The following is a 24,829-nucleotide window of genomic DNA, read 5'->3' as shown; positions in this document are numbered from 1 at the left end:
GGCTTGCTCGCGAATGCGGTGTGCCAGTCGACACAATCAGTCACTGACACGCCGCATTCGCGAGCAAGCCCGCTCCCACAAGGGATTTCTGGTTTCAGGTAAATCGCGCGCGCACAAAAACGCCCGGCATAACCGGGCGTCTTGTATTGACTTGATTAACGGGCGCGGTAAGTGATGCGCCCTTTGCTCAGGTCATAGGGCGTCAGTTCGACGCGCACTTTGTCACCGGTAAGAATACGGATGTAATTCTTGCGCATCTTGCCGGAGATATGCGCGGTTACGACGTGCCCATTTTCCAACTCCACACGAAACATGGTGTTGGGCAGGGTGTCGACGACAGTGCCTTCCATTTCGAAGCTGTCTTCTTTCGACATGCAGTAAAGCCCTCGGTATCCAGTGAATGGCCCGGTGCAACTGCGCCAGGCAAAAGCGGCGTGCATTGTGCCCGAAAAAGGGTGTTTAAGCCAAGAGGTTCTAGTTCAAGGTGACCCATCTTTGGTTAATTAACAGCTCAATGGGCCGATATTGGGTCTTGTAGTTCATCTTTTTGCAGTTTTTTATCCAGTATCCGAGGTACACCGCCTCCAATTCCATGCGCAAGGCTTCGCCGATTTGCCACAGGATCGCAAAGCGTCCCAGGCTGCGACGCTCTTCGGCGGGCTCATAAAAGGTGTAGACCGCCGACAGGCCATTGGGCAGCAGGTCGGTGACGGCTACGGCGACCAGGCGCCCTTCAAGGCGGAACTCGTAGAAACGCGAGAAGGGCAGGTCGCGCACCAGGAAGGTGGAAAACTGGTCGCGACTGGGTGGGAACATGTCGCCGTCGGCATGGCGCTGTTCGATGTAGCGTTGGTAGAGGTCGAAATATTCTTCACTGAAGCCCGGTTTGGCAGCGGTGACGGTCAGGTCGGCATTGCGCTTGAGGATGCGTTTCTGATTACGGTCCGGCAGGAACTGCGCCACCGGGATACGCGCCGGTACGCAGGCGTTGCAGTTCTGGCAGTGCGGCCGGTAGAGGTGGTCGCCGCTGCGCCGGAAGCCCATTTCCGACAAATCGGCATACACATGCACGTCCATCGGCTGGCTGGGGTCGAGGAACAGCGTGGTGGCCTGCTCATCGGGCAGATAGCTGCAAGAGTGGGGTTGAGTGGCATAAAACTTCAAACGCGCCAGCTCGGTCATGATCAACCCTCGGATAAGCTTTGAAATAAGTGTAAGCCAGGTGCGGGGAAGTCGCCTAGGAAACCCATGGCGCAGAGCTGGTTTGGTCCAAATGGTCGCGCAGGTAGTTGGCAAAGTCGCTGCGGGGAATGGCGCGGGCGCCGAGGCTGTGCAGGTGGTCGGTGGGCATCTGGCAGTCGATCAGCACAAAGCCCCATGCCTGCAATTGCCTGACCAGGGTCGCAAAGCCGAATTTCGAGGCGTTGTCGGCGCGACTGAACATGGACTCGCCGAAAAACAACTGGCCCATCGCCAGGCCGTACAGGCCGCCAACCAGTTCGCCTTCGTCCCAGACCTCCACCGAGTGCGCATAGCCGCGCTGGTGCAATTGCAGGTAGGCGCTCTGCATGGCTTCGGTGATCCAGGTGCCATCGGCATAGCTGCGTGGCGCTGCGCAAGCCTGGATGACGGCGGCGAAATCCTGATCGAAGGTCACCGTGTAACGCTGCTGGCGCAACAGTTTGCCGAGGCTGCGGGAAACATGCAGCTCGTCGGGGAACAGCACGGTGCGCGGGTCGGGCGACCACCACAGGATGGGCTGGCCCTCCGAGAACCACGGAAAGCAGCCGTGGCGATAGGCCTGGATCAAGCGGTCGGCCGACAGGTCGCCACCGGCGGCGAGCAGGCCATTGGGTTCGCGCATGGCCTTTGCCAGCGGTGGAAACGTCAGGGTGTTGCGTTGTAACCAGGTCAGCATGGCATCCAGGCTTACGGAAGGGGAGGGCGGTAACGGCGATGTTGCCCGTTGCAAGAGCTGTGATTATTGTCGACGAAGCGCTCTGGGGCTACCCCGAACATGGGATCGGTGCAGATAAGCATGAACGGGTGTTTCTGCAACTCTATGCCGGGGGCGTGGTCGTAATCGCGTACGTCGGTCGGCAAGCTAGCCTGGATTGGCAAAAACAGCTCATAAGCCTTTGTCAGCAAAGACAATGCATGCTCAAATTGAACGTTATGAAACCGAAGATTGGCTATGCTATGTAACGTAGGTCCAAGTGCGTGGCATAGCGCACACAAACCCGTACAATGCGGCCATTCAGGCGTTATCGCCGTTTCATGAATCAGTTGCAGAGTGTTAAAAGTAGCTTCACTGGCACTCGTTCATTTTTTACCTGCTCGGATTGAGCAGTATTTTGCAGTCATTCAACAGATGGACGCGCTAAAGGCGCAGGAATAGACCCGTTTTGAAGAAATCCGCCGCAACACCTAAAGCCGCAGTCGTGCCCGCCTGGCGCCAGCACCTGCACTATCGACTCAAGGAAGGTGCACTGATCGCCATCGGCGCCCTGTGCCTGTTCCTGATGATGGCCTTGCTCACCTATGGCAAGGACGATCCAGGCTGGAGCCACAACAGCAAGATCGAAGACGTGCAGAACTTCGGTGGTCCTGCCGGCTCCTACAGCGCCGATATCCTGTTCATGGTGCTGGGTTATTTTGCCTATATCTTCCCGTTGTTGCTGGCCATCAAGACCTGGCAGATCTTCCGCCAACGTCATGAACCTTGGCAGTGGAGCGGCTGGCTGTTCTCCTGGCGTCTGATCGGCCTGGTGTTCCTGGTGCTGTCGGGCGCGGCCCTGGCCCACATCCATTTCCACGCACCTACCGGCTTGCCGGCCGGTGCTGGCGGCGCACTGGGCGAAAGCCTCGGCGACCTGGCCCGCAGGACCCTGAACATCCAGGGCAGCACCCTGATGTTTATCGCGTTGTTCCTGTTCGGCCTCACCGTGTTTACCGACCTGTCGTGGTTCAAGGTCATGGACGTGACCGGCAAGATCACCCTCGACCTGCTCGAACTGTTCCAGGGCGCCGCCAATCGCTGGTGGTCGGCCCGGGTCGACCGCAAGCGCATGGTTGCGCAACTGCGTGAGGTCGATACCCGCGTCAATGAGGTGGTGGCCCCGAGCACGCCGGACCGGCGTGAGCAAGCCAAGGTCAAGGAGCGCCTGATCGAACGCGAGCAGGCGCTGACCAAACACATGTCGGACCGCGAGAAGCAGGTACCGCCGGTGATCGCGCCTGCGCCGCCGAAGGCGCCCGAGCCAAGCCATCGCGTGCAGAAAGAGAAACAGGCGCCGTTGTTTGTCGACAGCGCCGTGGAAGGCACCTTGCCGCCGATCTCGATTCTCGACCCGGCGGAAAAGAAACAGCTCAACTATTCCCCTGAATCCCTGGCGGCCGTCGGCCACCTGCTGGAAATCAAGCTCAAGGAATTCGGCGTCGAAGTCTCGGTGGATTCGATCCACCCGGGCCCGGTGATTACCCGCTACGAAATCCAGCCGGCTGCCGGCGTGAAGGTCAGCCGCATTTCCAACCTGGCCAAGGATCTGGCGCGTTCGCTGGCCGTGACCAGCGTGCGGGTGGTGGAAGTGATTCCGGGCAAGACCACCGTCGGTATCGAGATTCCCAACGAAGACCGGCAGATCGTGCGCTTCTCTGAAGTGCTGTCGACCCCGGAATACGACAACTTCAAATCGCCGGTGACATTGGCCCTGGGCCACGACATCGGCGGCAAGCCGGTGATCACCGACCTGGCTAAAATGCCGCACTTGCTGGTCGCCGGTACCACCGGTTCCGGTAAGTCGGTGGGTGTGAACGCGATGATCCTGTCGATCCTGTTCAAGTCTGGCCCGGAAGACGCCAAGCTGATCATGATCGACCCGAAAATGCTCGAGCTGTCGATCTACGAAGGCATTCCGCACCTGCTGTGCCCGGTAGTGACCGACATGAAGGACGCCGCCAACGCCCTGCGCTGGAGCGTCGCCGAGATGGAGCGCCGCTACAAGCTGATGGCGAAGATGGGCGTACGTAACCTGTCGGGCTTCAACGCCAAGGTCAAGGAAGCCCAGGACGCCGGCACGCCGCTGACCGACCCGCTGTACAAGCGCGAAAGCATTCACGACGAAGCGCCGCTGTTGACCAAGCTGCCGACCATCGTGGTGGTAGTCGACGAATTTGCCGACATGATGATGATCGTCGGCAAGAAGGTCGAAGAGCTGATCGCCCGTATCGCCCAGAAGGCGCGGGCCGCCGGTATCCACTTGATCCTGGCGACCCAGCGTCCGTCGGTGGACGTGATCACCGGCCTGATCAAGGCCAACATCCCGACCCGCATGGCGTTCCAGGTATCGAGCAAGATCGACTCCCGTACCATCATCGACCAGGGCGGCGCCGAGCAACTGCTGGGCCACGGTGACATGCTCTACATGCCACCGGGCACCAGTCTGCCGATCCGCGTTCACGGCGCCTTCGTCTCCGACGATGAAGTGCACCGTGTGGTGGAGGCCTGGAAGCTGCGCGGCGCCCCGGAATACAACGACGACATCCTTGCGGGCGTCGAAGAGGCCGGCAGCGGCTTCGACGGTGGCAGCAGCGGTGGCGACGATGATGCCGAGACCGATGCGCTCTACGACGAAGCGGTGCAGTTCGTCCTTGAAAGCCGCCGCGCCTCGATCTCCGCCGTACAGCGTAAGCTGAAGATTGGCTACAACCGCGCTGCCCGCATGATCGAAGCCATGGAAATGGCCGGCGTGGTCACCTCGATGAACACCAACGGCTCGCGCGAAGTGATTGCGCCAGCGCAGATGCGTGACTGATTACGTGCCGCGTGGCAACACGCGGCACGCCTTGCAAACGAATCTAAGAGGACTCCCATGCGTCTTATCCGCATGCTGTTGTTGCCTGCATTGGCCCTGACTGCTGTTTCGGCTCATGCTGACCCGGCTTCCGTCGCCAGCCTGAAGAACCTGTTGGACAAATCCCAGACCCTGACCGCGCGCTTCTCCCAGCTCACGCTGGATGCCGGTGGCACCCAATTGCAGGAAACCGCCGGCGAGATGGCTGTGCAGCGCCCAGGGCTGTTCTACTGGCACACGGAAGGCAAAGCCGAGCAGACCATCGTCTCGGACGGCCAAAAAGTCACCCTGTGGGACCCGGACCTGGAGCAGGCGACCATCAAGAAGCTCGACCCGCGCCTGAACCAGACGCCAGCGCTGTTGCTGTCGGGCGATGTGTCGAAAATCAACGACAGCTTCGACATTACCTCCAAGCAGACCAGTAACGTGATTGAGTTCACCCTTAGGCCGAAATCCAAGGACACGCTCTTTGACACGCTGTCCCTGTCGTTTGGCAACGGCGTGATCAACAACATGCGCCTGGTTGACAGCGTCGGCCAGCGCACCGATATCCTGTTCTCCGGGGTCAAGGCCAACCAGCCGGTACCGGCATCCAAGTTCAAGTTCGACATCCCGAAGGGTGCCGACGTGATCCAGGAATAAACTGCCCAGAGGTTTCAAACGCTGCCCATGGACCTGTTTCGAAGTGACCCGATTGCTCAGCCTCTGGCGGCGCGCCTGCGCTCGACCAACCTGGACGAGTACGTCGGGCAGGAACACCTGCTCGCTCGCGGCAAGCCTTTGCGCGAAGCCCTGGAGCAGGGTGCGCTGCACTCGATGATTTTCTGGGGGCCGCCGGGCGTGGGTAAGACCACCCTGGCGCGGCTCCTGGCAAAAGTCTCGGATGCTCACTTCGAGACGGTTTCGGCGGTGCTCGCCGGGGTCAAGGAAATCCGCCAGGCGGTGGAAGTCGCCAAGCAGCAGGCCGGGCAATACGGCAAGCGCACCATCCTGTTTGTCGACGAAGTGCATCGCTTCAACAAGTCGCAGCAGGATGCGTTCTTGCCGTATGTCGAAGACGGCACGCTGATTTTTATTGGCGCCACCACTGAAAACCCGTCTTTTGAACTGAACAACGCCTTGCTGTCCCGGGCGCGTGTCTATGTGCTCAAGAGCCTCGATGAAGCCGCGATGCAGAAGCTGTTGCAGCGCGCGCTGACTGAAGACAAGGGCCTGGGCAAGCGCCAACTGAGTGTCAGCGAGGAAGGCTTCAAGATTCTGCTGACTGCGGCTGACGGCGATGGTCGACGTTTTCTCAATCTGTTGGAGAACGCGTCCGACCTGGCCGAGGATGGCAGCGAAATCGGTGTCGACTTGCTGCAAAGCCTGCTGGGCGACACCCGCCGGCGTTTCGACAAAGGCGGCGAAGCGTTCTACGACCAGATTTCCGCGTTGCACAAGTCGGTGCGCGGCTCAAACCCCGACGGCGCGCTGTACTGGTTTGCGCGGATGATCGACGGCGGTTGCGACCCGCTGTACCTGGCCCGGCGCGTGGTGCGCATGGCCAGTGAAGACATCGGCAATGCCGACCCGCGCGCGCTGAGCCTGTGCCTGGCCGCCTGGGAAGTGCAGGAGCGCCTGGGCAGCCCGGAAGGCGAGTTGGCGGTGGCCCAGGCCATCACCTATCTGGCTTGCGCGCCGAAAAGCAACGCGGTGTACATGGGCTTCAAGTCCGCCCTGCGTGCCGCCGCTGAGCATGGTTCCCTGGAAGTGCCGCTGCACCTGCGCAATGCGCCGACCAAGCTGATGAAGCAGCTGGGTTATGGCGATGAATACCGTTACGCCCATGATGAGCCGGACGCCTATGCGGCTGGCGAAGATTACTTCCCGGATGACCTTGCGCCGCAGCCGTTCTACCAGCCGGTGCCCCGCGGCCTGGAACTGAAGATCGGCGAAAAGCTCAATCACCTTGCCCAACTTGACCGGCTTAGCCCGAAACAGCGGAGAAAGTAGTGCTCAGAACGATTCTTGCCGTGTCCGTGGCCGGCATCGCTGGTACATTATTGCGTTTCGCCACCAGCACCTGGGTCAGCGCCAATTGGCCGAAGCATTTTTATGCGGCGACCCTGGCGGTCAATCTGGTGGGCTGTTTGATCATCGGCTTGTTGTACGGGTGGTTTCTGATTCGTCCGGAAGTGCCGATTGAGATTCGGGCCGGCTTGATTGTCGGCTTTGTAGGCGGTCTGACGACCTTTTCATCCTTTTCACTGGACACGCTGCGCCTGCTGGAAAGCGGACAGGCACCGGTCGCCTTCGGGTACCTGGCCATCAGCGTGTTCGGCGGGCTGCTCGCCACCTGGGCTGGCCTGTCCTTGACCAAACTTTGATAAACGAGAGACCGACATGCTCGATTCCAAACTGTTACGTAGCAACCTTCAGGACGTAGCGGACCGCCTGGCATCCCGTGGCTTCAGCCTGGATGTTGCGCGCATCGAAGCGCTGGAAGAACAGCGCAAGACCGTCCAGACCCGCACCGAAGCACTGCAGGCTGAGCGTAATGCGCGTTCCAAATCCATCGGTCAGGCCAAGCAGCGCGGCGAAGACATCGCGCCGTTGATGGCGGACGTCGAGCGCATGGCTGGCGAGTTGGCTTCCGGCAAAGTCGAGCTGGACGCGATCCAGACCGAGCTGGACTCGATCCTGCTGGGTATCCCGAACCTGCCACACGAGTCCGTGCCGATTGGCGAAGACGAAGATGGCAACGTCGAAGTCCGTCGCTGGGGCACGCCAAAAGCTTTCGATTTCGAGATCAAGGACCACGTTGCCCTGGGCGAATTGACCGGTGGCCTGGACTTCGAGACAGCGGCCAAAATGTCCGGTGCGCGCTTTGCTTTGCTGCGCGGCCCGATCGCGCGCATGCACCGTGCTCTGGCGCAGTTCATGATCAACCTGCACACCGGCGAACACGGCTACGAAGAGGCTTACACCCCGTACCTGGTTCAGGCGCCGGCGTTGATGGGCACCAGTCAGTTGCCGAAGTTCGAGGAAGACCTGTTCAAGATCAGCCGCGATGGCGAAGCCGATCTGTACCTGATCCCGACCGCCGAAGTGTCGCTGACCAACATCGTGGCCGGGGAAATCCTCGACGCCAAGCAACTGCCGATCAAGTTTGTCGCCCACTCGCCGTGCTTTCGCAGTGAAGCCGGTGCATCGGGTCGCGACACCCGCGGCATGATCCGCCAGCACCAGTTCGACAAGGTCGAGATGGTGCAGGTGGTCGAGCCGTCGACCTCCATGGAAGCGCTGGAAGGCCTGACCGCCAACGCCGAACGCGTCCTGCAGCTGCTGGAGCTGCCGTACCGCGTTCTGGCCTTGTGCACCGGCGACATGGGTTTCAGTGCCGTGAAGACTTACGACCTGGAAGTGTGGGTGCCGAGCCAGGACAAATACCGCGAGATTTCGTCGTGCTCCAACTGCGGTGATTTCCAGGCCCGTCGCATGCAGGCGCGTTTCCGTAACCCGGAAACCGGCAAGCCTGAGCTGGTCCACACCCTCAACGGCTCGGGCCTGGCGGTAGGCCGTACCTTGGTGGCGGTGCTGGAAAACTACCAGCAGGCTGACGGTTCGATCCGTGTACCTGAGGTGCTCAAGCCTTACATGGCGGGCGTTGAGGTCATCGGCTAAATGGAATTTCTGCCGCTGTTTCATAACCTGCGCGGCGGTCGTGTGTTGGTCGTTGGTGGCGGGGAGATTGCCTTGCGCAAATCCCGGCTGCTGGCCGACGCCGGCGCGTTGTTGCGGGTGGTTGCTCCCCAGATTGAAGACCAGTTGCGTGAACTGGTGCAGGGCAGTGGCGGTGAACTGATTTTGCGCGGTTATCAGGAGGCCGACCTCGACGGCTGCACTCTGATCATCGCCGCGACCGACGACGAGCCGCTGAACGCGCAAGTGTCCAGCGATGCCCGGCGTCGTTGCGTACCGGTCAATGTGGTGGATGCGCCGGCCTTGTGCAGCGTGATCTTCCCGGCGATTGTCGACCGTTCACCTTTGGTGATCGCAGTGTCCAGCGGCGGCGATGCGCCGGTGCTGGCACGCTTGATCCGCGCCAAGCTGGAAACCTGGATTCCGTCGACTTACGGTCAATTGGCCGGGTTGGCAGCGCGGTTTCGTAGCCAGGTCAAAGGTTTGTTTCCGGATGTGCAGCAGCGTCGCGCGTTCTGGGAAGACGTGTTTCAAGGTCCGATTGCTGACCGGCAACTGGCCGGGCAGGGCGATGAAGCCGAGCGTTTGCTGGTGGAGAAAATCAACGGCGCGCCGCCTCACGCACCGGGCGAAGTCTACCTGGTGGGGGCAGGCCCGGGTGATCCGGACCTGCTGACCTTCCGCGCGTTGCGCTTGATGCAGCAGGCCGATGTGGTGCTGTACGACCGTTTGGTGGCGCCGGCGATTCTTGAGCTGTGCCGCCGAGATGCTGAGCGGGTGTACGTCGGCAAGCGACGCGCTGACCATGCGGTGCCGCAAGACCAGATCAACCAGCAGCTGGTGGACCTGGCCAAGCAAGGCAAGCGCGTGCTGCGGCTCAAGGGTGGCGACCCGTTCATCTTTGGTCGTGGCGGTGAAGAGATCGAAGAGCTGGCGGCCCATGGCATCCCGTTCCAGGTGGTGCCGGGCATTACGGCAGCCAGTGGTTGCGCGGCGTATGCCGGTATTCCGCTGACCCATCGCGACTATGCGCAGTCGGTTCGCTTCATTACCGGGCACTTGAAGGACGGGACTTCGGACCTGCCATGGAGTGACCTGGTAGGGCCGTCGCAAACCCTGGTCTTCTACATGGGGTTGATCGGGTTGCCGATCATCTGCGAACAACTGATCCAGCATGGCCGTTCAGCGGATACGCCGGCGGCGTTGATCCAGCAGGGCACCACGTCCAACCAGCGGGTGTTTACCGGCACACTGGCTGACCTGCCACGCATGGTGGCGGAGCATGAAGTTCATGCACCGACACTGGTGATTGTGGGAGAAGTGGTGCTGTTGCGTGAGAAGCTGAAGTGGTTTGAAGGCGCTCAGTCGCAAGTCTGACAAGCGCGACGCATTCCAACTGTAGGAGCGAGCTTGCTCGCGAAAAACTCAAGGTCACCGCGCTCATTCAGCATGAGCGCGTTATCGTTGACGGCCTTCGCGAGCAAGCTTGCTCCTACAGGGCTTGGATCAACTCCAAATCCCTTTCCCGCTCAACCGCTCCCGATCATGCTCCGCCTCAAACGTCTGCAACGGCCCCTTCGGCACAATCCCCGTCGGATTAATCGTGCGGTGACTGGCGTAGTAATGCCCCTTGATGTGGGCAAAATCCACCGTCTCGGCAATCCCCGGCCACTGATACAGCTCCCTTAGCCAGTTCGACAAGTTCGGATAATCCGCAATCCGTCGCAGGTTGCATTTGAAGTGGCTGTAGTACACCGCATCAAACCGAATCGCCGTGGTGAAAAGCCTTACATCGGCTTCAGTCAGGTACTCCCCCGCCAAGTAACGATGCTTACCCAAGTGCTGTTCAAGGTGATCCAGTTCGGCAAACACATCATCAAATGCCGCTTCATACGCTTTTTGCGACGTGGCAAAACCTGCGCGGTATACACCGTTGTTCACGGCGGGATAGATCCGGTCGTTCAGTGCATCGATGGTTGAACGCTGGGCCTCGGGATAGAAGTCCAGTTGATTGCCGGTCAGTTCATTAAACGCACTGTTGAACATGCGAATAATCTCCGCCGATTCATTGCTGACAATCCGCTTGAGCTTCCTGTCCCACAACACCGGGACGGTAACGCGCCCGGTGTAGTTGGCGGAGTCGGCGGTGTAGCGTTGGTGCATGTAGGTGAAGTCGTCGAGTCTGTCGCCGCTGGAGCCGTGGGCCTTGTCGAAGGTCCAGCCGTTCTCGAGCATTAGCCAGCTGACCACGGACACATCGATCAGGCTTTCCAGGCCTTTTAGCTTGCGCAGGATCAATGTGCGGTGTGCCCAGGGGCAGGCCAGGGAGACGTACAGATGATAGCGACCGGCTTCAGCCGCGAAACCGCCTTCACCGGTCGGGCCGGGCTCGCCATCGGCGGTCACCCAGTTACGGCGTTGCGCCTGCTCCCGTTGGAAGGCGCCGTCTGCGCTACTTTCGTACCACTGGTCATGCCAGCGTCCTTCGATCAGCAAACCCATGACTGACTCCTTGGCTAATAAGCGTAGGAGTGCAGTCTAAAGGTCTGAGTTCGAACAAAAAGCGCAAAGGCTGGGGGTTAATGATCGACTAAATCGATTTGTCCCGGGCGTTCCAGTATTGCTGGGCCAGTTCAAACGCTTGCTCCCGCGGGTGACCGAGGCCGCGCAAGGCCAGGGCCATGGTGGCGATCAATGCCAGTTGCGGGTAGCTGTCCTGCACGTCGCCGCGCCATAACGCCTTGAGGTGCTCGGGCTCCAGGGCGGCAGGTTTGACGTGGCGCTGAGCGGAGAGGGCAGGCCACTCTTCATCCCAGCTTTCGCCGCCGGTGGTGCCGTACAGGTGGCTGATGGTGTCCGGGTTGATCTCGATTTCGCCGCCGTCACCCTTGACCACGATGGTGTTGTCACCGAGCAAGCCACTGGCATCGCGGTGCACGCCCTGGTAGCCCGGGTGGAAGATGCTTTGCAGGCCGCAGCGGGCGCTCAACGGGTTGAGGATGCGCGCCAGGGAGTGGATCGGCGAACGCAGGCCCAATGTGTTGCGCAGGTCGATCATGCGCTGCAGCTGTGGCGCCCAGTCTCCCAGCGGAATAAACGCCAGGTTGCCCTGTTCCAGGGCCGCTTCCACCTGTTGCCAATTCCGGCACAGCGGAATCTGCAAGCCGTCCAGCAATTGCTCGGTGTAGAGCCGACCTGCGGTATGTGCGCCGCCGCCGTGCATCAAGATGCGCACGCCGTTCTGTGCCAGGCACTTGGCTGCCAGCAGGTACCACGGCAGGTGGCGTTTTTTACCGGCGTAGGTAGGCCAGTCGACATCCACATTGAGTGACGGTGCATTCAAGCGTTCGCGCACGGCTTCGGTGAAACCGGCGAGTTCTTCCGGGCTTTCTTCCTTGTGCCGCAACAGCATCAGGAAGGCGCCGAGTTGGGTGTCTTCGACCTTCTCGTCCAGCAGCATGCCCATGGCTTCCCGGGCTTCCTCGCGGGTGAGGTTGCGGGCGCCGCGCTTGCCTTTGCCGAGGATGCGCACGAACGGCGCGAACGGGTGCTCGGCAGGGGTTTCAGTGATCAACGGGGCAAAATCAGTCATAAGCAATTCGTCGGCCTGGGCAGGCCCGCCAGCTTGGCGGCGAGTTTGGCGGGAGTGCCTTTGAACAGTCGGTTGAGGTGCAGGCTGTTGCCCTTTTCCGGGCCCAGCTTCAAGGCGGTGTACTTGATCAGCGGCCGGGTGGCGGGCGATAGCTGGAATTCGCTGTAGAAGCCCCGCAGCAGTTCGAGGATTTCCCAGTGTTCCGGGGTCAGCGCCAAGTCTTCTGAGGTGGCGAGGGCGTTGGCCACGTCGCTGGACCACGCGTTCAAGTCGACGAGGTAGCCGTCCTTGTCCAGTTCGAGGGTGCGTTCGCCTACGGTCAGGGTGTTCATAGCCAGGTGTTGACCTTGTCGTAATCGATCGACAGCTGGACGAAGGCCGGGTAATCGACGCTGGCGACCCAGGCAGGCACGGCGAGACTGCGCGCCTGTCTGTCTTCGGCCAGTACAAACACCTTTACGCCCTTGGCTTGCAGGGCCTGGCAGGGTGCGCTGGCGGGTTGCAAGGCGTAGGCACCGTCGCCACACAGCAGGATTGCATCCTGTGCGCCACAGAGGCGCAGGCAGCTGTCCAGCCGGCTATCGGTAAACGGGGAGTGGGAGACCACATGCAAAGTCGACATCAGAGGGTAATCACCTGGTCGTAACGGTCAATCATCTGTGAGATCTGTTCGCTGCTCAGCGGCTGCGCGTTGCCGGATGCGGTCAGGCCACGCTCGGTGAGGCTATGGCTGCAGGCAAACACATCCTCAACCCCAAACAACTCCAGGGCCTGGAGGTTGGCGCTGAGGTCTTTCTGTTGCACGGCCTTGGCGTCCTGGCTTGCGGCCAGTTGAAACACGCCGTCGTCCAGAAACAACAGGCCAATCGGCAAATCAAACGCGCCGCCAGCCAACACGATATCCAGCGCTTCGCGGGCACTGGGGCCGGACCACGGCGCCTGTCGGCTGATCACCAGCAAGGATTTCGACATGTCACGGCCCTCCGAAGCAGATCAAACGGTCAGCGGCCTGGGCGGCGTCATGCAGTTGCCCAAGCCCGGATAACGCCCAAGGCGCCTCCAGGTTCACCGCGCTGCGTTGATAGCGGGTGGCCTCTTCGGCATTCAGCACCCCACGGCGCAGGGCCGCGGCGATGCACACCACGCCATCAAGCTGATGCTCGCTGACAAACTCGCGCCACTGACGGGCGATATCCTGCTCATCCTGCGGCGCAACAATGTTGGTGGATGCGCTGTAGACGCCATCCTGATAAAAAAACAGCCGTACAATTTCATGCCCGCCCGCCAGCGCTGCCTGGGCGAACAGCAAGGCACGGCGCGAGGAGGGCGCATGGGCGGCGGAAAAAAGCGCAATCGCGAACTTCATGGAACACTCTGAAGGCAAAACCTGTGGCAATGATAAAGCCGCAGACAACAAAAAGCCCGCCGAAGCGGGCTTTTTGCATGTGGCTGCGATCAGTCGTCGCGGCCCATGATGCCGAAGATCTGCAACAGGCTGATAAACAGGTTGTAGATCGATACATACAGGCTGATGGTGGCCATGATGTAGTTACGCTCGCCACCCTGGATGATCGCGCTGGTCTGGAACAGGATGCACGCCGAGGAGAACAGCACGAAACCGGCGCTGATCGCCAGTTGCAGGCCGCTGATCTGGAAGAACATGCCTGCCAGCACGGCAGCCAGCAACACGAAGAAACCGGCGGTGATGAAACCACCCAGGAAGCTCATGTCCTTGCGGGAGATCAGCACGTAAGCCGACAGGCCGCCAAATACCAGGGCAGTCATGGCAAATGCCGAGCTGACCACTTCCGCGCCGCCGGCCATGCCGAGGTAACGGTTAAGGATCGGGCCGAGGATAAAGCCCATGAAACCGGTCAAGGCAAACGCCGACACCAGGCCCCAGGCCGAGTCGCGCAGCTTGTTGGTCAGGAAGAACAGACCATAGAAGCCGATCAACACGACGAAGATATTCGGGTAGCCGACGCGCATTTGCTGGGCTACGAAGGCCATCACGCCGCTGAAAGCGAGGGTGAGAGCGAGCAAGCCGTATGTATTGCGCAGGACGCGGCTAACTTCTAGCTGCTCAGCCTGCGCGTTTCCATTCACTGCGTAATTTTGTTCGCGCATGTCGACACTCCTTCAGTTTTGAAACATTCAGTCGCAAGGATCATAACAGACGCTCTGTAACAAGCTATGGCGAGAGTTTGACAGTGTGTTTCATTCGGGTATTATGGCGCCCGCTGAGACAGGATGGGCTACGCTAATCCTGTGTTGCACAAGGGAAATTGGCAGAGTGGTTGAATGCACCGGTCTTGAAAACCGGCGAACGTTAATAGCGTTCCCAGGGTTCGAATCCCTGGTTTCCCGCCAAGATTTACTCAAGAGCCCCGCTATTGCGGGGCTTTTGCGTTTTTGGGGTTCAGGAATATTGGCAGTGAAACATCTAATCGTTTCCGCATCATTTCAGGCAGTTTCCGCAATTCTGCAAAAAGTGGGAGTCAACGGGTAGGTTTCACGATCTCACCCACGCGCCGATAAACCGTCTCGGTTATCAGTTCACGCTGGATAAGTCAGGCGCCCAAGCCGGCTGGCGTGATTCGTTACTGAGAAAAGGCGCAATTACAGGTGGAAGTCGCCCGCAGCCTCCGGCTGGTAAAGCACTTTCTTGATCTCAATCCGGCGGGTCCGATCCGAAATTCGCCAGTCGATGGCGTCTCCCTCCTTATAGCCAAGGATGGCGGCGCCTATGTCGGAATACACGGAATGCTTTCCTGCGTTGCTGTCCGCGTCTTCAGGGTAGACCAAGGCCACTTCGAACTCTTCGTCGTCCAGTTGCAGCAACGCCCTGGAGTTCATCGTGATGACATTACGCGCCACCTGCTGCGGCTTGACGACAATGGCTCGCTCGAGCTCATGTTCGAGTTCAACAACCGCCGGGCCTTGCTCGAACGCGATTAGTTCCTCGAGCCTGGCCTTGTCGATTTCAGTGATGTAGATCCTGGTGGAGTCGCCACCGGCGCCTTCGCGCAAGAACTGGAAATAGCGCGCCGCCGTCATGGAAAATGACTTCAATGTCGGCGTTTCGCTCTCAAGCATAAAGCCGCTGCGCAGAAAGGCTTTCAGCGAGCGCGAGTTGTCCGGGTGGATCTTGGCGATGAGCTTCTCGGCCCGCATGTCGAGGAAGGCCAGTTTCATGCCTTCGCGGATCGTGCGGGCGCCTAGGTTTCGGCCCCATTTGTCGCTGTCTCCGATGACCAGGACTATCTCGCAATTTGAACCTGTCTTAATGAGACGGACAAAGCCCACCGGGGCGTCATGCCGGTCATAGGCCATAAAGAATCTGCCGCCCCGGTTGAATAGATGAGTCAGGATCGGCAACTGAGTCCGATCAATGACTTGCTCAATGGAGCGGGAGACATGACGCGAATCGCTCAGATAGCAGGTGATGCGTTCATCCTCTAACCAATCCACCAACGTTAGCGCGTGCGCCCGAGTAATTTCAGGGCACAGCGAAATGAAAGGCTTGTTCATCTTAACCACACTTATTTGTAAAGGATTGAAGCCCTTCATGGATATGTCATGGCGGTTCTTCAGCAACCGGATATTTTAAGACATACCGCGAGTAATGGCGAACATGCCAGAGAGTTCCAAGAAGCCACCGCTTGCTGAACCCGACCCAGGCAAGCACTCAAGAGAAAGGTGGGCTGACTACGCATCGCAGCCTGAGGGCGGGCCAGAATCGGATTCATCACTGGCTTGTGCTTCGGGCCGAATTTTTTCGCATCTCGTCGCTGTGCGAGCCTCAAAATTCCTCGAACAGGAAGCCAGTATGATCCGCCGCTGTCATCCAGGCTGGCGGCTTTTCAACGGTTGCTGAGTCGCTTGATCCAGTGACAGGCCAGCAACCGTTCCCGGCTGGCACTCAAATGTAAAATTTTTTATCTGCCCTCTTGAAAATTTTTCCGGCGAACATAAGTTTTCATCACGCGACGCCGAATGCGGGTCGCGCACTTAATCACTTGGATTTAATCAGGAGATTTTGAGATGGCTACTACCCTTTCGTTGGCCCCTTTGTTCCGTCAATCCGTGGGCTTCGATCGCTTCAATGACCTGTTTGAGTCGGCGCTTCGCAGCGAGGCTCCGAATACTTATCCGCCTCACAATGTGGAAAAGCACGGTGATGACGAATATCGCATTGTCATTGCAGTCGCCGGGCTTACTGAAGCGGATCTGGATATTCAGGTCGAGAAGGACGTTTTGACAGTCGTGGGCGACAAGCGCGAAACCGAGAAAGCAGTCACTTATCTGCACCAGGGCATCGCGCAACGAGCATTTCGGTTGTCGTTCCGGCTGGCAGATCACATCGAGGTGCGCGGTGCTTCGATGAACAACGGGCTGTTAAGCATCGACTTGCTGCGCGTGGTTCCTGAGGAGGCCAAGCCCAAGCGCATCACGATTGGCAGCGTGAAAGAGCCCGAACTGCGTCAGGTTAGTTTGCAATAAGTCAGCGGTAGCAAAAAAGGCGCTCTTGGTAGCGCCTTTTTTGTATTTGTGGAATCAGAACGAAGACTTGGCCCCATTCCGGGCATTTCGGCGTTCTGGAGTGGTTTCATAATGCTACAGTCCCGCCAAACCAAAGAGGGAACGACATGCGGATTTTGATGGCAGGGATGACATTGGCTGTGCTGACACTGTCTACCAATGTGGCGTTGGCGGCGAAGCCATCCGATGAGACTCTCAGCTACTGTAAAACTCTTTCTGACATGGCCGGATCAATCATGAAGAGTCGTCAGGACGAAATGCCTATGGCCGAGATGATGAAGGTCATCTCAGGAGGAGAACCCGATCTTGCTTCGCTAGGGGCAGTGATTGTCAAGGATGCGTACAGCACATCGGCATTCCGTACTGAAGAAGACCGAAAAAGAGCGGTAAGCGAATTTAAAGAAAAGTGGTTTTCGTTATGCGTGAAGGTAAGAAGTAAATGACAGCTCTAATCGTATTACGAAAATTAAGCCTGATTGCGGTCTTTTACTCTTTGGTAGCTCTGCTGGCGGGGTGCGTGTCACCGAGTGACCTGCGTACCAACACACCAACCATCAGTGCTACAACGAAAAAAGATCCGAAGAAGTATGCCCTGTGCGTATTCCCTCAATGGCAGGACGCAAGGTCTGAGGCGACGATGTCGGAAACCGAGAACGGTTACCGCCTTGTGATCGGCGCGATGCAGCTGACGGACGAACTACTGGAAATCAAGAAAACACCAGCTGGAAGTGCCGTGGCTTTTTATCAGCGAGTCGCTTGGATGCCAGGCGTTGGGCGGACAGCAATTGAAGCGGCAGTGCGTAACTGCCTTTAAGGTGTTCAATGCGTAGGAACGAAATGAAACCGTTCATAGGGGCGCTGGCGTTGGTTGCGCTGGCGGGGTGTGCGACTTCGCCAATGTCTGCGTGAGATGCGAAACCAGTACCGAGTGACGAGCTCACGCATTTCAAAGCAAGACGGCGAATACGTCATCCCGCATCACCGTGGTCACCACAGGAAAACTCGGTCTTCATGCGCTAGGGGCGCAGATCATTAAAGATGCGTACAGCACATCTTTCCGTACTGAAGAAAACCCAAAAAGAGCAGTAAGCGAATTTGAAAAAAGGTGGTTTTCGTTATGCTTGAAGACAAGAGATAAATGACAACTCAGCTCCGCACCGGACGTTTGTAGACGACCTGGTTCAGCCACCTACATTGAAGCCTACTTTCTCGCACTTTAGCCGAGCAAATGCTTTTGGGTTGCCACCCACACGAGCGCTATTGGTCTCCATTACTTGGTCTCCGCGCAGCATGAAAAACCACAGCTCCTGCCCTGAATAGCCACCGTAAATATTCTTTGCATTCATGATGAGACATATCCCATACCCGAATCGAAGCCCAAAGATTCCGTTCCACATCGGAATAGGGTCACCCAGAAACTGATACTTTGTTGAGTCGGGATCCGGCTGAGTCCGCGCCATATACGCCTTGATCGTGCGTTCATATTCGAAGGGATACGGGCCGTAGTCCGGGTTTTCAAGCTGCTCTGGAGTGGGTTTGACGCACCCGGTGAGAAGAAGCGAGGCGGCGCAGGCCACAAGCAGTTTCTTAAGCATGAGGTTCCCTCTCTGGCTGATGCCGCACTTTACCATTCGTGGCGTACCGCCACCATTGGGGGCAGAGCGGCTCGGTAGGTCGCACAAAAAACCAGATTCCGTAAAGCTCTTTTTGCTGAAGATGTCCAAATGCCATCATTTCGCTACAATGCGCGCCGGCTGAGCGTCAGCCATGCCAATGAAGGCGCAACGGAGTGATGGTATGAAGATGGGGAAGGTGGCGGGCGCCACGCTGCTTACAGCAATAACAGTCTTGGGCGGCTGCGCAAGCATCGTGAGCGATAGCAAGCCAAAGGTTGGGCTGTACAGCCTGCCGACAAATGCCAACTATGTCATCAAGGACAGCAAGGGAAGCGTACTGCTGAAGGGCGTCACTCCAGGCACGGCGCTTTTGGAGACGAGCAGAGGCTACTTTAAAAGCCAGAGCTATACAGTGACCTTCCAGAAGGACGGATACACAGAGACGACTGTTCCTCTGAAATCTACCGTTAGCGGCTGGTACTGGGGAAATTTGTTGATTGGCGGTTTGATCGGCATGCTGATCGTAGATCCGCTGACAGGTGCCATGTATACGCTGCCTGAAGACGCTACAGGAAATCTGTCGGCTGTTGCATTACCTCAAGCCTCGTTAGAACCATCACCAAGCGCACCCCAGTAGTTAAGATGTCACAAAGAAGCCCGCGCTTGGCGGGCTCTACGATTGAAGAGGCCCGAGTTTCACCCAGGGGAGGTGGCCAGGTTTGGGTTGACCCCTGGCAAGCATATCCTTGGCGTTTCGAAATACACGATCTCTGGTACGTCAAGAATCATCGAGTCAGAAATTGATGTGAAACCGGGTAATCTGGTTCGCCGTAGAATTTCTCAACATGGCAGCAGCTTTTCTTTCATCCCGACGGCCTACTAAGAGCGTTCGGGACGCAGGCCGCGTACGGAGTGCCCGGTTGATTCATTCACCGGGCACGCCTGCCCGTTAGAAGATATTCAACGGATACTCGGTAATCAGCCGCGTCTGCACCAGATGCCCCCCGGTGGACGCATCACCATCGTGCCAAGCTTCCCGCAGGCGGAAGGACAGCTTCTTGGCCGGGCCACTCTGCACCACGTATTTCACTTCGGCGTCGGTTTCGTGTTCCTGGTCGTTGGCACCATAGAAACCGGTGTAGGCCGAATTGCCGGGGGTATGCGTACCGTCGATGCCAGCACCGCGAATATGACGGGCCATGAAGCTCAGGCCGGGGGCGCCAAAGGTGCTCATGTCCAGGTCATAGCGCATCTGCCAGGACCGCTCGCCCGGTCCGTTGAAGTCGGAGTATTGCACCGAGTCAGCCAGGTTGATCGAGTTGCCGTAGCGGCCGGCACCGACACCGGCATTGGTCTCCCCAAAGCCGACATAGTCGAACGGCTCGTCACCATGAACTTTCTGTCCGGCCAGGGTGAACGTCTGCGCGCCCAGGGTGTAGGCAGCCGCCAGCGAGGCTGCGGTGGTGTCGATGGTCCCGGCCTTGGCGCTGCCGTCGTCCAGTGTGCGATAGAGGTTGAAGTCCAGCGCGACGGATTGGTCATCGGTCAGTGGATGAACAAGGTTCAAGTTGACGTAGTACTGATTCCACACGTCTTCCAGGTGCGCCCCGTACAGCGACGCGGTGAATTCCTTGCTGAACTGGTATTTGCCCCCCGCGAAGCTGGCCGACGACGCAGCCACGCCTGCATAGCTGGCGAGAATGTCGCCGCTGCGCGAGGTGGTGGTGGTCCCGGTGCCGGAGGTGTAATGGCCGGCCTCCAGGTTCAGGCCGGAGATTTCATGACTGTCGATCTGGAAGCCTGTTGCGGTCTGGGGCATCAGGTAGTTATCGGCGGTGGCGAACACCGGCGATGTAGGCTGCAAGTCGCCGACCTTGAGCGTGGTATTGGAAATGCGGAACTTGACGTCACCACCAGCCTTCGCGAAGCCGTGATCCGGATTGCCATTGGCGTCGGACGGAATGTTCGGGCCACCGGCACGATCGGTGTCCCCGTCGATGCGCAACGCCAAGTCGGCAAACGCATCAATGCCGATGCCAACGGTGCCTTGAGTGAAGCCCGAGCTGTAGGTCGCCATCAGCGCCTGGCTCCAGTCACGGGTGTGGGCACCGTTGCCGTTCTGGTTCCAGAACAGGTTGCGGTTGAGGATATTCAAGCTGCTGTCGGCGACAAAGCCCTTGGAGTCGGACTGGTCGCTGGCATAGCTCATGGCCGGCAAGGCAAATGCCAGCGCCACGGCCAAGGTATTAAGCTGAAGTAACGGTTGACGTTTTTTCATTATTTTTTGCTCCTGTGCACGCGTTCGTGTTGGAGCATTAAGGCGACAGCCCAGGCCATCAACAAATGAAACTGGATGAAGGTTTTGATATCCCCTTTTACTGAATTCCAGGCAAAGAAAAGCCCGCGATGGGGAGTGCGGGCTTAAAGGTGTTCACTTAGGAGCTGGGGTAACCATAAGCGCTCAACTGTGAAAGGGATGTGAAAGAATGTTGGGGGCGTAGCGTATTGACCACTATTGATCCTCCCCACGCACAATCCTTCCCGCCTTCACCTCATCCGCGTACCCGCTGAGCTTTTCCTGCTGAGCAGCGAGCAGGGCGCCCATCTTCATCAGAGCGACAGCTTCGTCGGGTGATTTGGCGACCCCGGCGATACTGGCCAGCTCATTGACCGACCAGGCGATAACAGCCATCGCATCTTCGAGGTCGTAGAACAGCTCCTGCTGTGCGGTCCTTGGGCCGTCGAGCATTTCCATCAGTTCTGCCATTTACCCGTGCTCTCCAAAGAAGTGGTTCAGTGCGTTCAGCTCAAGCACCGTTGCGCCAATCCTCCTGTAACTCGGAAGACACGGCAATCGCGATTTTCCCTTGGGTGCCGTTGTTAGGGCTCTCCAGCCGGGAATGGGCGAGTGGGATGTCGGCAAGCGAATAGACCGCGCCAAGATGTGGGCGCAGTTTACCGTTGGCTATCAGTGCGCTCATTTCATCCAGTTTGCCGCGGTTCTGTCGTGTGAAAACGAAGTGATAACTCGCGTTCTTGCCCCAAGCCTGAACCAGGTTTTGCGGGTGTGCAATGTCCACAATCGAGACCACGCGCCCCAGCTGCGCAAGCGCGTCCGGGCTGCGCGACAACGTGTTGCCGCCGATGGTATCGAACACGACATCGACTCCACGACCAGCCGTTTCTCGCTGGATGACGTCGACATAATCCTCCTTTTCGTAGTCGATGATCACATCGGCGCCCATGCTTCGTGCGAACTCAGCGTTCGCTTCGCGCACCGTTGTGAACACCTTGGCGCCCATGGCTTTTGCCAGCTGGATCGCCACATGGCCGACGCCTCCTGCGCCGCCGTGCACCAGAATGCTTTCTCCCACTTTGAGCGCCCCACGCACCACCAGCGCTTCCCAGGCTGTGCCGCCGACCAGGCTCAGGCTTGCTGCTTCAAGATGACTCAGCGAAGAGGGCTTCTTCCCGATAATGCTTTCGTGCGCCACGTGGTACTCGGCATAACTGCCCGGGCCTTCGAAAATTTGCGGGGTATACCAGACTTCGTCGCCTGGCGCGAAGGTCGTAACCCCCGGCCCGACTTCTTCAACAACACCCGATACGTCATGCCCGGTAATGGCTGGTAACGGCACCAAGCCGGAATAGTCGCCACGCCGGACCTGATAATCCAGAGGGTTGATGGAGGTTGCGTGTACGCGCACCAGGACTTGTCCTGCGTGTGGCACTGGCTTGGGCACGTCGCACAGTTCGAACGATTCCGGGCCGCCAAATGAATTGAGTATCAACGCTTTCACTGTATTTCCTTATTTCGATAAAAAGGGATATCGCGAAATCTAGATATTGTGGGGCAAAAATTTACAGCTCTTTCCCCATAACCTCGGCAAGCATCCTGATGGTTGCTTCATTGCGCTTGTAGTAGGTCCACTGGCCGATACGCCGGACTTCCACCAGGCCCACTCGCTGCAGGGTTGCAAGGTAACCGGACACCGTCGATTGCGAGAGTCCGATACCTTCTTGGATGCTGCTGACACACACACCCACCGTGTGAACGTCACCTTCATCTTGAGGCGGGAAGTTCTTTTCGGGATCTTTCAAACCTTTCAGGATTTCGAGGCGTGTCTGGTTTGAGAGTGCTTTGAATATTTCGAGTAAGTCCATGGCGCGATCATATCGAGAATTACCGATATGTCAATGTGCGTCTCTGCCATTGCTACCATTTCGCCGTAAACCAATACCTGGCGAGCTTTACCTGGTTTCTGAGACTTGACTGACCTTTGAGACACAAATCCTCCGTTCCTCGGCGGACCTTGGAGGGTCTTTCTTCACGCTAGGCTTCAGGCCATCTTGATAGGTTGGGCCAAACTCCGCAGAGGACTCTGAAAGGAGTCGAATCGCTTTGGCGTAGTCGTCTTCAAGATCCTGGGGCAGGGTGCCGCAAGCTGTTTTAGTGCGCTGATAAACCTGTCCCCACATGAAGCCCGATTTGTCAGGGGTGTTGAGATCCGAATAGGTATCGGCGGCTACGGGAGCGCAGATAAAAATCAGCGCCATTGCAGCCATTGACGTTTGCGTGAGCATCGCGAGTCAGCCCTTCCTTGCTTGCTTGAGGCGCACATAAATACCGGCAACCCGTCACCCTTTCAAGTCCTGTACGAGCGAGCATTCGTCCCCTTTCAAGCAGAAATTACCCCCACCGTTCGTCTATCCCCCGGCACTCGCGACCACGCACCGTTTCTCATGTTCAAGCACGGACATCCCGCGCGCCAGAACGGAGAGCCAGCATGGAAATTGACGAGAAGGCCCCTGGAAACGTATCCCAACAGGGCGTAACCCGTGGTACAGACAATGAAACCGGGCATGACCCTCGGCGCGATCAACCTGAAGTGCCTCTACCACCGGACGATGACGCCCCTCTGGAGGAGGATATGTCGGACGTAGACGCCGCTGATTCTGTCGCGAGTGAACACCCCGACAACTGACGCATCCGAACAAGCCCGACGCGCAATGCGCCGGGCTTTTCGGTGTCGAGCGGCGATTACGGCATCAGCACCGAATCAACCACATGAATCACGCCGTTGGACTGCATCACATCCGCAATGCTGATGCTGGCCTTGCCACTCTTGGCATCCACCACCCACAGCTTGCCGTCGTGCAGCTTGATCGTCAGCGACTCACCCTGCACGGTTTTCAACATCACCATGCCGCCGTTCTTCTTGGCGTCGGCCATCAGTTGCGCAGAGGTATGGGTGCCAGGCACCACGTGATAGGTCAGGATTTTCGTCAGGTCGGCTTTGTGCTCAGGTTTCACCAGCGTATCCACGGTGCCTGCGGGGAGCTTGGCGAAGGCTTCGTTGGTCGGTGCGAATACGGTGAACGGGCCTTTGCTGTTAAGGGTATCAACCAGTCCGGCTGCCTTGACCGCCGCTACCAGAGTGGTGTGATCCTTTGAGTTGACGGCATTTTCGACGATGGTTTTCGTCGGATACATCGCCGCGCCGCCCACCATCACGGTGTCGGCGGCAACGCTGAGGGTGGTTGTGATGGAGAGGATCGTGAAGCAGGCGACGGCAGCAATTTTTTTGTAGATGGCGTGCATGATGTATCTCCTTGGTTCTTGTTCCCCCGGTTGAGGGTATTGAATCTACGTACCAAGGACCAAAGTGGATGCATGCCTCGAAAAATTATTCGTTTGCGGCCCGTGCCGCACTTTTTCCCATTCTTCCGATCTATCTCTGTCCCGACCACACTAATTTCCGGCGTGGACAGAAGACCCAGACCTGGTGCCGATGGATCGCACGTTACCTGTTTTTATCACCCGATGGATGCGTCAGCCGCTGTGGCTGGCTGCGGTTTTGATGCTTTGCGCCAGCGGTTGCAGCCAGCAGCAGGGGCGCGATATTGCCCAGCAGTTCAGCAACGGCAAGCCCGACGAGTTCTTCCAGACCAGCGTCGATCGCATGGCCACCCTGAGCATGCGCGACAACCTGCAAAGCCTGTATTTGCTGATGAGCAAGCTCTACCTGCGCAACCCTAACCAGTGGCGTCAATCGGGTTACGCAGACGCTGTAACCGCCGCCCGGCAAATCCGCCAGGCCATCGAACTTCGCCAACCGCTGCCCGCCCTGGGGGATCGTCGCGACCTGGCGGCGTTGAGCTACTCCCTGAGCCCGGAGTTCCGCGGCGACCGGGTGGGCGCCTTCATCTACGCGATCGGCAGCATGCTGGTGACGGCACACGGCGGGCGCACCGAGTTTTATATAACGGACTCGATCAACCCTCAGTTCGTCAGCAATGCCGCGCGCAATATCGAGAAGGCCACCTGGCTGCTCAGTCAGCGCCAGGATGCCAATGGCTCGCTGTTGCTGTTCTCCAATGAGATCTCGGAGGCGGGTAGCAACCTCAGTTTCGCCGTCGAATTCGGCAAGATCGTCGCGCGCCTCGACCTGTTGACCCAGATGCTCGACGAACGCTACCGACGCATCGGTCTCAACTATGCGCAAAGCCTGCTGCTGATGAATTTCCTGCCGGTGCAGTAACCG

30 protein-coding genes and 1 tRNA gene are annotated in these 24,829 nt (G+C 58.4%); 13 read left to right on the top strand and 18 right to left on the bottom strand.

Translation table 11 applies throughout. From position 1 onward, the window contains the following. Positions 1–155: 155 nt before the first annotated feature. From infA to aat, 3 genes are all read right to left on the bottom strand, one after another. On the bottom strand, positions 156–374 hold the full coding sequence (gene infA / locus BLU46_RS03625; RefSeq protein WP_002553999.1) for a translation initiation factor IF-1: 219 nt from the start codon (positions 372–374) through the stop codon (positions 156–158). Between the two features lie 100 nt (positions 375–474). Further along, positions 475–1,182, bottom strand: coding sequence for an arginyltransferase (locus BLU46_RS03620; protein ID WP_017479517.1), 708 nt, complete (start codon positions 1,180–1,182; stop codon positions 475–477). Positions 1,183–1,237: 55 nt separating this feature from the next. Next, positions 1,238–1,918 (bottom strand): leucyl/phenylalanyl-tRNA--protein transferase, encoded by a 681-nt coding sequence (aat, locus tag BLU46_RS03615; protein WP_076016782.1) that lies wholly within the window; start codon positions 1,916–1,918, stop codon positions 1,238–1,240. Between the two features lie 487 nt (positions 1,919–2,405). On the opposite strand from aat, the gene BLU46_RS03605 reads away from it, so the two are divergent. Genes BLU46_RS03605 through cysG form a run of 6 tightly spaced genes read left to right on the top strand, consistent with a single transcriptional unit; the run spans position 2,406 to position 9,911 of the window. Next, on the top strand, positions 2,406–4,814 hold the full coding sequence (locus BLU46_RS03605; protein WP_063031405.1) for a DNA translocase FtsK: 2,409 nt from the start codon (positions 2,406–2,408) through the stop codon (positions 4,812–4,814). 57 nt (positions 4,815–4,871) lie between these two features. Beyond that, the gene (gene lolA, locus BLU46_RS03600; RefSeq protein WP_093198677.1) at positions 4,872–5,495 is read left to right on the top strand and encodes an outer membrane lipoprotein chaperone LolA; all 624 of its coding nucleotides are present in this window, start codon (positions 4,872–4,874) and stop codon (positions 5,493–5,495) included. 27 nt (positions 5,496–5,522) lie between these two features. Then, positions 5,523–6,845, top strand: coding sequence for a replication-associated recombination protein A (locus tag BLU46_RS03595; RefSeq protein WP_093198674.1), 1,323 nt, complete (start codon positions 5,523–5,525; stop codon positions 6,843–6,845). Beyond that, complete coding sequence (crcB, locus tag BLU46_RS03590; RefSeq protein ID WP_010172479.1) at positions 6,845–7,219, top strand: fluoride efflux transporter CrcB; 375 nt, start codon at positions 6,845–6,847, stop codon at positions 7,217–7,219. The genes BLU46_RS03595 and crcB overlap by 1 nt, the downstream gene beginning before the upstream one ends. 16 nt (positions 7,220–7,235) lie before the next feature. Next, entirely contained in the window at positions 7,236–8,516 is a 1,281-nt protein-coding gene (serS, locus tag BLU46_RS03585) for a serine--tRNA ligase (RefSeq protein ID WP_010172477.1), read from the top strand. Continuing rightward, positions 8,517–9,911 carry a siroheme synthase CysG gene (gene cysG / locus BLU46_RS03580; RefSeq protein WP_093198669.1) on the top strand — a complete coding sequence of 465 codons (1,395 nt, stop codon included), beginning with the start codon at positions 8,517–8,519 and terminating at the stop codon, positions 9,909–9,911. It abuts the gene before it with no gap. Between the two features lie 129 nt (positions 9,912–10,040). On the opposite strand, the gene BLU46_RS03575 is transcribed toward cysG, so the two are convergent. From BLU46_RS03575 to BLU46_RS03545, 7 genes are all read right to left on the bottom strand, one after another. After that, positions 10,041–11,036, bottom strand: coding sequence for a glutathione S-transferase family protein (locus tag BLU46_RS03575; RefSeq protein ID WP_063031397.1), 996 nt, complete (start codon positions 11,034–11,036; stop codon positions 10,041–10,043). An 88-nt stretch (positions 11,037–11,124) separates the two neighbouring features. Then, a complete protein-coding gene (locus tag BLU46_RS03570) occupies positions 11,125–12,126 on the bottom strand; it encodes a glycosyl transferase family protein (protein WP_063031395.1) in 1,002 nt (333 codons plus the stop codon). Then, positions 12,123–12,458 (bottom strand): TusE/DsrC/DsvC family sulfur relay protein, encoded by a 336-nt coding sequence (locus BLU46_RS03565; protein ID WP_093198666.1) that lies wholly within the window; start codon positions 12,456–12,458, stop codon positions 12,123–12,125. Before BLU46_RS03565 ends, BLU46_RS03570 begins: the two co-directional genes overlap by 4 nt. Continuing rightward, positions 12,455–12,748, bottom strand: coding sequence for a sulfurtransferase complex subunit TusB (gene tusB, locus BLU46_RS03560; protein ID WP_093198663.1), 294 nt, complete (start codon positions 12,746–12,748; stop codon positions 12,455–12,457). The genes BLU46_RS03565 and tusB overlap by 4 nt, the downstream gene beginning before the upstream one ends. Beyond that, positions 12,748–13,098: a sulfurtransferase complex subunit TusC gene (gene tusC / locus BLU46_RS03555; RefSeq protein ID WP_017479529.1), complete on the bottom strand. Its 351-nt coding sequence runs from the start codon at positions 13,096–13,098 to the stop codon at positions 12,748–12,750. Before tusC ends, tusB begins: the two co-directional genes overlap by 1 nt. A gap of 1 nt (position 13,099) precedes the next feature. Beyond that, a complete protein-coding gene (tusD, locus tag BLU46_RS03550; protein WP_017479530.1) occupies positions 13,100–13,492 on the bottom strand; it encodes a sulfurtransferase complex subunit TusD in 393 nt (130 codons plus the stop codon). Between the two features lie 89 nt (positions 13,493–13,581). Further along, complete coding sequence (locus BLU46_RS03545) at positions 13,582–14,253, bottom strand: Bax inhibitor-1/YccA family protein (RefSeq protein ID WP_003219636.1); 672 nt, start codon at positions 14,251–14,253, stop codon at positions 13,582–13,584. A gap of 152 nt (positions 14,254–14,405) precedes the next feature. Between BLU46_RS03545 and BLU46_RS03540 the strand changes: the two genes are divergently transcribed. Then, a tRNA-Ser gene (locus BLU46_RS03540) sits at positions 14,406–14,496 on the top strand. A 249-nt stretch (positions 14,497–14,745) separates the two neighbouring features. Here BLU46_RS03540 and BLU46_RS03535 read toward each other — a convergent pair. Then, positions 14,746–15,657 (bottom strand): bifunctional GNAT family N-acetyltransferase/nucleoside diphosphate kinase regulator, encoded by a 912-nt coding sequence (locus BLU46_RS03535; RefSeq protein ID WP_093210101.1) that lies wholly within the window; start codon positions 15,655–15,657, stop codon positions 14,746–14,748. A gap of 513 nt (positions 15,658–16,170) precedes the next feature. Here BLU46_RS03535 and BLU46_RS03530 point away from each other — a divergent pair. The 3 genes from BLU46_RS03530 to BLU46_RS03520 all read left to right on the top strand — a co-directional run bounded on the left by BLU46_RS03530 (position 16,171) and on the right by BLU46_RS03520 (position 17,482). Continuing rightward, the gene (locus tag BLU46_RS03530; RefSeq protein ID WP_093198659.1) at positions 16,171–16,629 is read left to right on the top strand and encodes an Hsp20 family protein; all 459 of its coding nucleotides are present in this window, start codon (positions 16,171–16,173) and stop codon (positions 16,627–16,629) included. Between the two features lie 146 nt (positions 16,630–16,775). Beyond that, complete coding sequence (locus tag BLU46_RS03525) at positions 16,776–17,111, top strand: hypothetical protein (RefSeq protein WP_093198654.1); 336 nt, start codon at positions 16,776–16,778, stop codon at positions 17,109–17,111. Continuing rightward, positions 17,108–17,482, top strand: coding sequence for a hypothetical protein (locus BLU46_RS03520; RefSeq protein ID WP_093198650.1), 375 nt, complete (start codon positions 17,108–17,110; stop codon positions 17,480–17,482). The genes BLU46_RS03525 and BLU46_RS03520 overlap by 4 nt, the downstream gene beginning before the upstream one ends. Positions 17,483–17,849: 367 nt before the next feature. Here the strand turns inward: BLU46_RS03520 and BLU46_RS03515 are convergent, their stop codons facing one another. Continuing rightward, positions 17,850–18,263: a hypothetical protein gene (locus tag BLU46_RS03515; protein ID WP_063031383.1), complete on the bottom strand. Its 414-nt coding sequence runs from the start codon at positions 18,261–18,263 to the stop codon at positions 17,850–17,852. 202 nt (positions 18,264–18,465) lie between these two features. Here BLU46_RS03515 and BLU46_RS03510 point away from each other — a divergent pair, with 202 nt between their 5' ends. Beyond that, positions 18,466–18,921: a hypothetical protein gene (locus BLU46_RS03510; RefSeq protein WP_093198641.1), complete on the top strand. Its 456-nt coding sequence runs from the start codon at positions 18,466–18,468 to the stop codon at positions 18,919–18,921. A gap of 312 nt (positions 18,922–19,233) precedes the next feature. On the opposite strand, the gene BLU46_RS03500 is transcribed toward BLU46_RS03510, so the two are convergent. From BLU46_RS03500 to BLU46_RS03480, 5 genes are all read right to left on the bottom strand, one after another. Continuing rightward, positions 19,234–20,562: an OprD family porin gene (locus tag BLU46_RS03500; protein WP_063031379.1), complete on the bottom strand. Its 1,329-nt coding sequence runs from the start codon at positions 20,560–20,562 to the stop codon at positions 19,234–19,236. Positions 20,563–20,796: 234 nt separating this feature from the next. Next, positions 20,797–21,051, bottom strand: coding sequence for a hypothetical protein (locus BLU46_RS03495; RefSeq protein ID WP_017477095.1), 255 nt, complete (start codon positions 21,049–21,051; stop codon positions 20,797–20,799). Positions 21,052–21,091: 40 nt separating this feature from the next. Continuing rightward, positions 21,092–22,084: a zinc-dependent alcohol dehydrogenase family protein gene (locus tag BLU46_RS03490; protein WP_093198637.1), complete on the bottom strand. Its 993-nt coding sequence runs from the start codon at positions 22,082–22,084 to the stop codon at positions 21,092–21,094. 61 nt (positions 22,085–22,145) lie between these two features. Beyond that, a complete protein-coding gene (locus BLU46_RS03485) occupies positions 22,146–22,448 on the bottom strand; it encodes an ArsR/SmtB family transcription factor (RefSeq protein WP_017477097.1) in 303 nt (100 codons plus the stop codon). Between the two features lie 87 nt (positions 22,449–22,535). After that, the gene (locus BLU46_RS03480) at positions 22,536–22,868 is read right to left on the bottom strand and encodes a hypothetical protein (RefSeq protein ID WP_093198633.1); all 333 of its coding nucleotides are present in this window, start codon (positions 22,866–22,868) and stop codon (positions 22,536–22,538) included. A 203-nt stretch (positions 22,869–23,071) separates the two neighbouring features. Between BLU46_RS03480 and BLU46_RS33145 the strand changes: the two genes are divergently transcribed. Continuing rightward, positions 23,072–23,269, top strand: a complete 198-nt coding sequence (locus BLU46_RS33145; protein ID WP_063031373.1) for a hypothetical protein — start codon at positions 23,072–23,074, stop codon at positions 23,267–23,269. A gap of 56 nt (positions 23,270–23,325) precedes the next feature. On the opposite strand, the gene BLU46_RS03470 is transcribed toward BLU46_RS33145, so the two are convergent. Then, positions 23,326–23,886, bottom strand: a complete 561-nt coding sequence (locus tag BLU46_RS03470) for a fasciclin domain-containing protein (RefSeq protein WP_093198628.1) — start codon at positions 23,884–23,886, stop codon at positions 23,326–23,328. Between the two features lie 190 nt (positions 23,887–24,076). On the opposite strand from BLU46_RS03470, the gene BLU46_RS03465 reads away from it, so the two are divergent. Next, positions 24,077–24,826, top strand: a complete 750-nt coding sequence (locus BLU46_RS03465; RefSeq protein ID WP_093198624.1) for a hypothetical protein — start codon at positions 24,077–24,079, stop codon at positions 24,824–24,826. Positions 24,827–24,829: the final 3 nt, after the last annotated feature.

This window comes from Pseudomonas yamanorum (assembly GCF_900105735.1).
In the GTDB taxonomy this organism is placed as follows: domain Bacteria; phylum Pseudomonadota; class Gammaproteobacteria; order Pseudomonadales; family Pseudomonadaceae; genus Aquipseudomonas; species Aquipseudomonas yamanorum.
This window is presented reverse-complemented; position numbering and strand designations above follow the sequence as displayed.

Coding starts and splice junctions, on each gene's coding strand:
- infA (WP_002553999.1), bottom strand. CDS start 374: ATGTCGAAAGAAGACAGCTTCGAAATGGAAGGCACTGTCGTCGACACC.
- BLU46_RS03620 (WP_017479517.1), bottom strand. CDS start 1,182: ATGACCGAGCTGGCGCGTTTGAAGTTTTATGCCACTCAACCCCACTCT.
- aat (WP_076016782.1), bottom strand. CDS start 1,918: ATGCTGACCTGGTTACAACGCAACACCCTGACGTTTCCACCGCTGGCA.
- lolA (WP_093198677.1), top strand. CDS start 4,872: ATGCGTCTTATCCGCATGCTGTTGTTGCCTGCATTGGCCCTGACTGCT.
- BLU46_RS03595 (WP_093198674.1), top strand. CDS start 5,523: ATGGACCTGTTTCGAAGTGACCCGATTGCTCAGCCTCTGGCGGCGCGC.
- serS (WP_010172477.1), top strand. CDS start 7,236: ATGCTCGATTCCAAACTGTTACGTAGCAACCTTCAGGACGTAGCGGAC.
- cysG (WP_093198669.1), top strand. CDS start 8,517: ATGGAATTTCTGCCGCTGTTTCATAACCTGCGCGGCGGTCGTGTGTTG.
- BLU46_RS03575 (WP_063031397.1), bottom strand. CDS start 11,036: ATGGGTTTGCTGATCGAAGGACGCTGGCATGACCAGTGGTACGAAAGT.
- BLU46_RS03570 (WP_063031395.1), bottom strand. CDS start 12,126: ATGACTGATTTTGCCCCGTTGATCACTGAAACCCCTGCCGAGCACCCG.
- BLU46_RS03565 (WP_093198666.1), bottom strand. CDS start 12,458: ATGAACACCCTGACCGTAGGCGAACGCACCCTCGAACTGGACAAGGAC.
- tusB (WP_093198663.1), bottom strand. CDS start 12,748: ATGTCGACTTTGCATGTGGTCTCCCACTCCCCGTTTACCGATAGCCGG.
- tusC (WP_017479529.1), bottom strand. CDS start 13,098: ATGTCGAAATCCTTGCTGGTGATCAGCCGACAGGCGCCGTGGTCCGGC.
- tusD (WP_017479530.1), bottom strand. CDS start 13,492: ATGAAGTTCGCGATTGCGCTTTTTTCCGCCGCCCATGCGCCCTCCTCG.
- BLU46_RS03545 (WP_003219636.1), bottom strand. CDS start 14,253: ATGCGCGAACAAAATTACGCAGTGAATGGAAACGCGCAGGCTGAGCAG.
- BLU46_RS03535 (WP_093210101.1), bottom strand. CDS start 15,657: ATGAACAAGCCTTTCATTTCGCTGTGCCCTGAAATTACTCGGGCGCAC.
- BLU46_RS03530 (WP_093198659.1), top strand. CDS start 16,171: ATGGCTACTACCCTTTCGTTGGCCCCTTTGTTCCGTCAATCCGTGGGC.
- BLU46_RS03525 (WP_093198654.1), top strand. CDS start 16,776: ATGCGGATTTTGATGGCAGGGATGACATTGGCTGTGCTGACACTGTCT.
- BLU46_RS03520 (WP_093198650.1), top strand. CDS start 17,108: ATGACAGCTCTAATCGTATTACGAAAATTAAGCCTGATTGCGGTCTTT.
- BLU46_RS03515 (WP_063031383.1), bottom strand. CDS start 18,263: ATGCTTAAGAAACTGCTTGTGGCCTGCGCCGCCTCGCTTCTTCTCACC.
- BLU46_RS03510 (WP_093198641.1), top strand. CDS start 18,466: ATGAAGATGGGGAAGGTGGCGGGCGCCACGCTGCTTACAGCAATAACA.
- BLU46_RS03500 (WP_063031379.1), bottom strand. CDS start 20,562: ATGAAAAAACGTCAACCGTTACTTCAGCTTAATACCTTGGCCGTGGCG.
- BLU46_RS03495 (WP_017477095.1), bottom strand. CDS start 21,051: ATGGCAGAACTGATGGAAATGCTCGACGGCCCAAGGACCGCACAGCAG.
- BLU46_RS03485 (WP_017477097.1), bottom strand. CDS start 22,448: ATGGACTTACTCGAAATATTCAAAGCACTCTCAAACCAGACACGCCTC.
- BLU46_RS03480 (WP_093198633.1), bottom strand. CDS start 22,868: ATGCTCACGCAAACGTCAATGGCTGCAATGGCGCTGATTTTTATCTGC.
- BLU46_RS33145 (WP_063031373.1), top strand. CDS start 23,072: ATGGAAATTGACGAGAAGGCCCCTGGAAACGTATCCCAACAGGGCGTA.
- BLU46_RS03470 (WP_093198628.1), bottom strand. CDS start 23,886: ATGCACGCCATCTACAAAAAAATTGCTGCCGTCGCCTGCTTCACGATC.
- BLU46_RS03465 (WP_093198624.1), top strand. CDS start 24,077: ATGGATCGCACGTTACCTGTTTTTATCACCCGATGGATGCGTCAGCCG.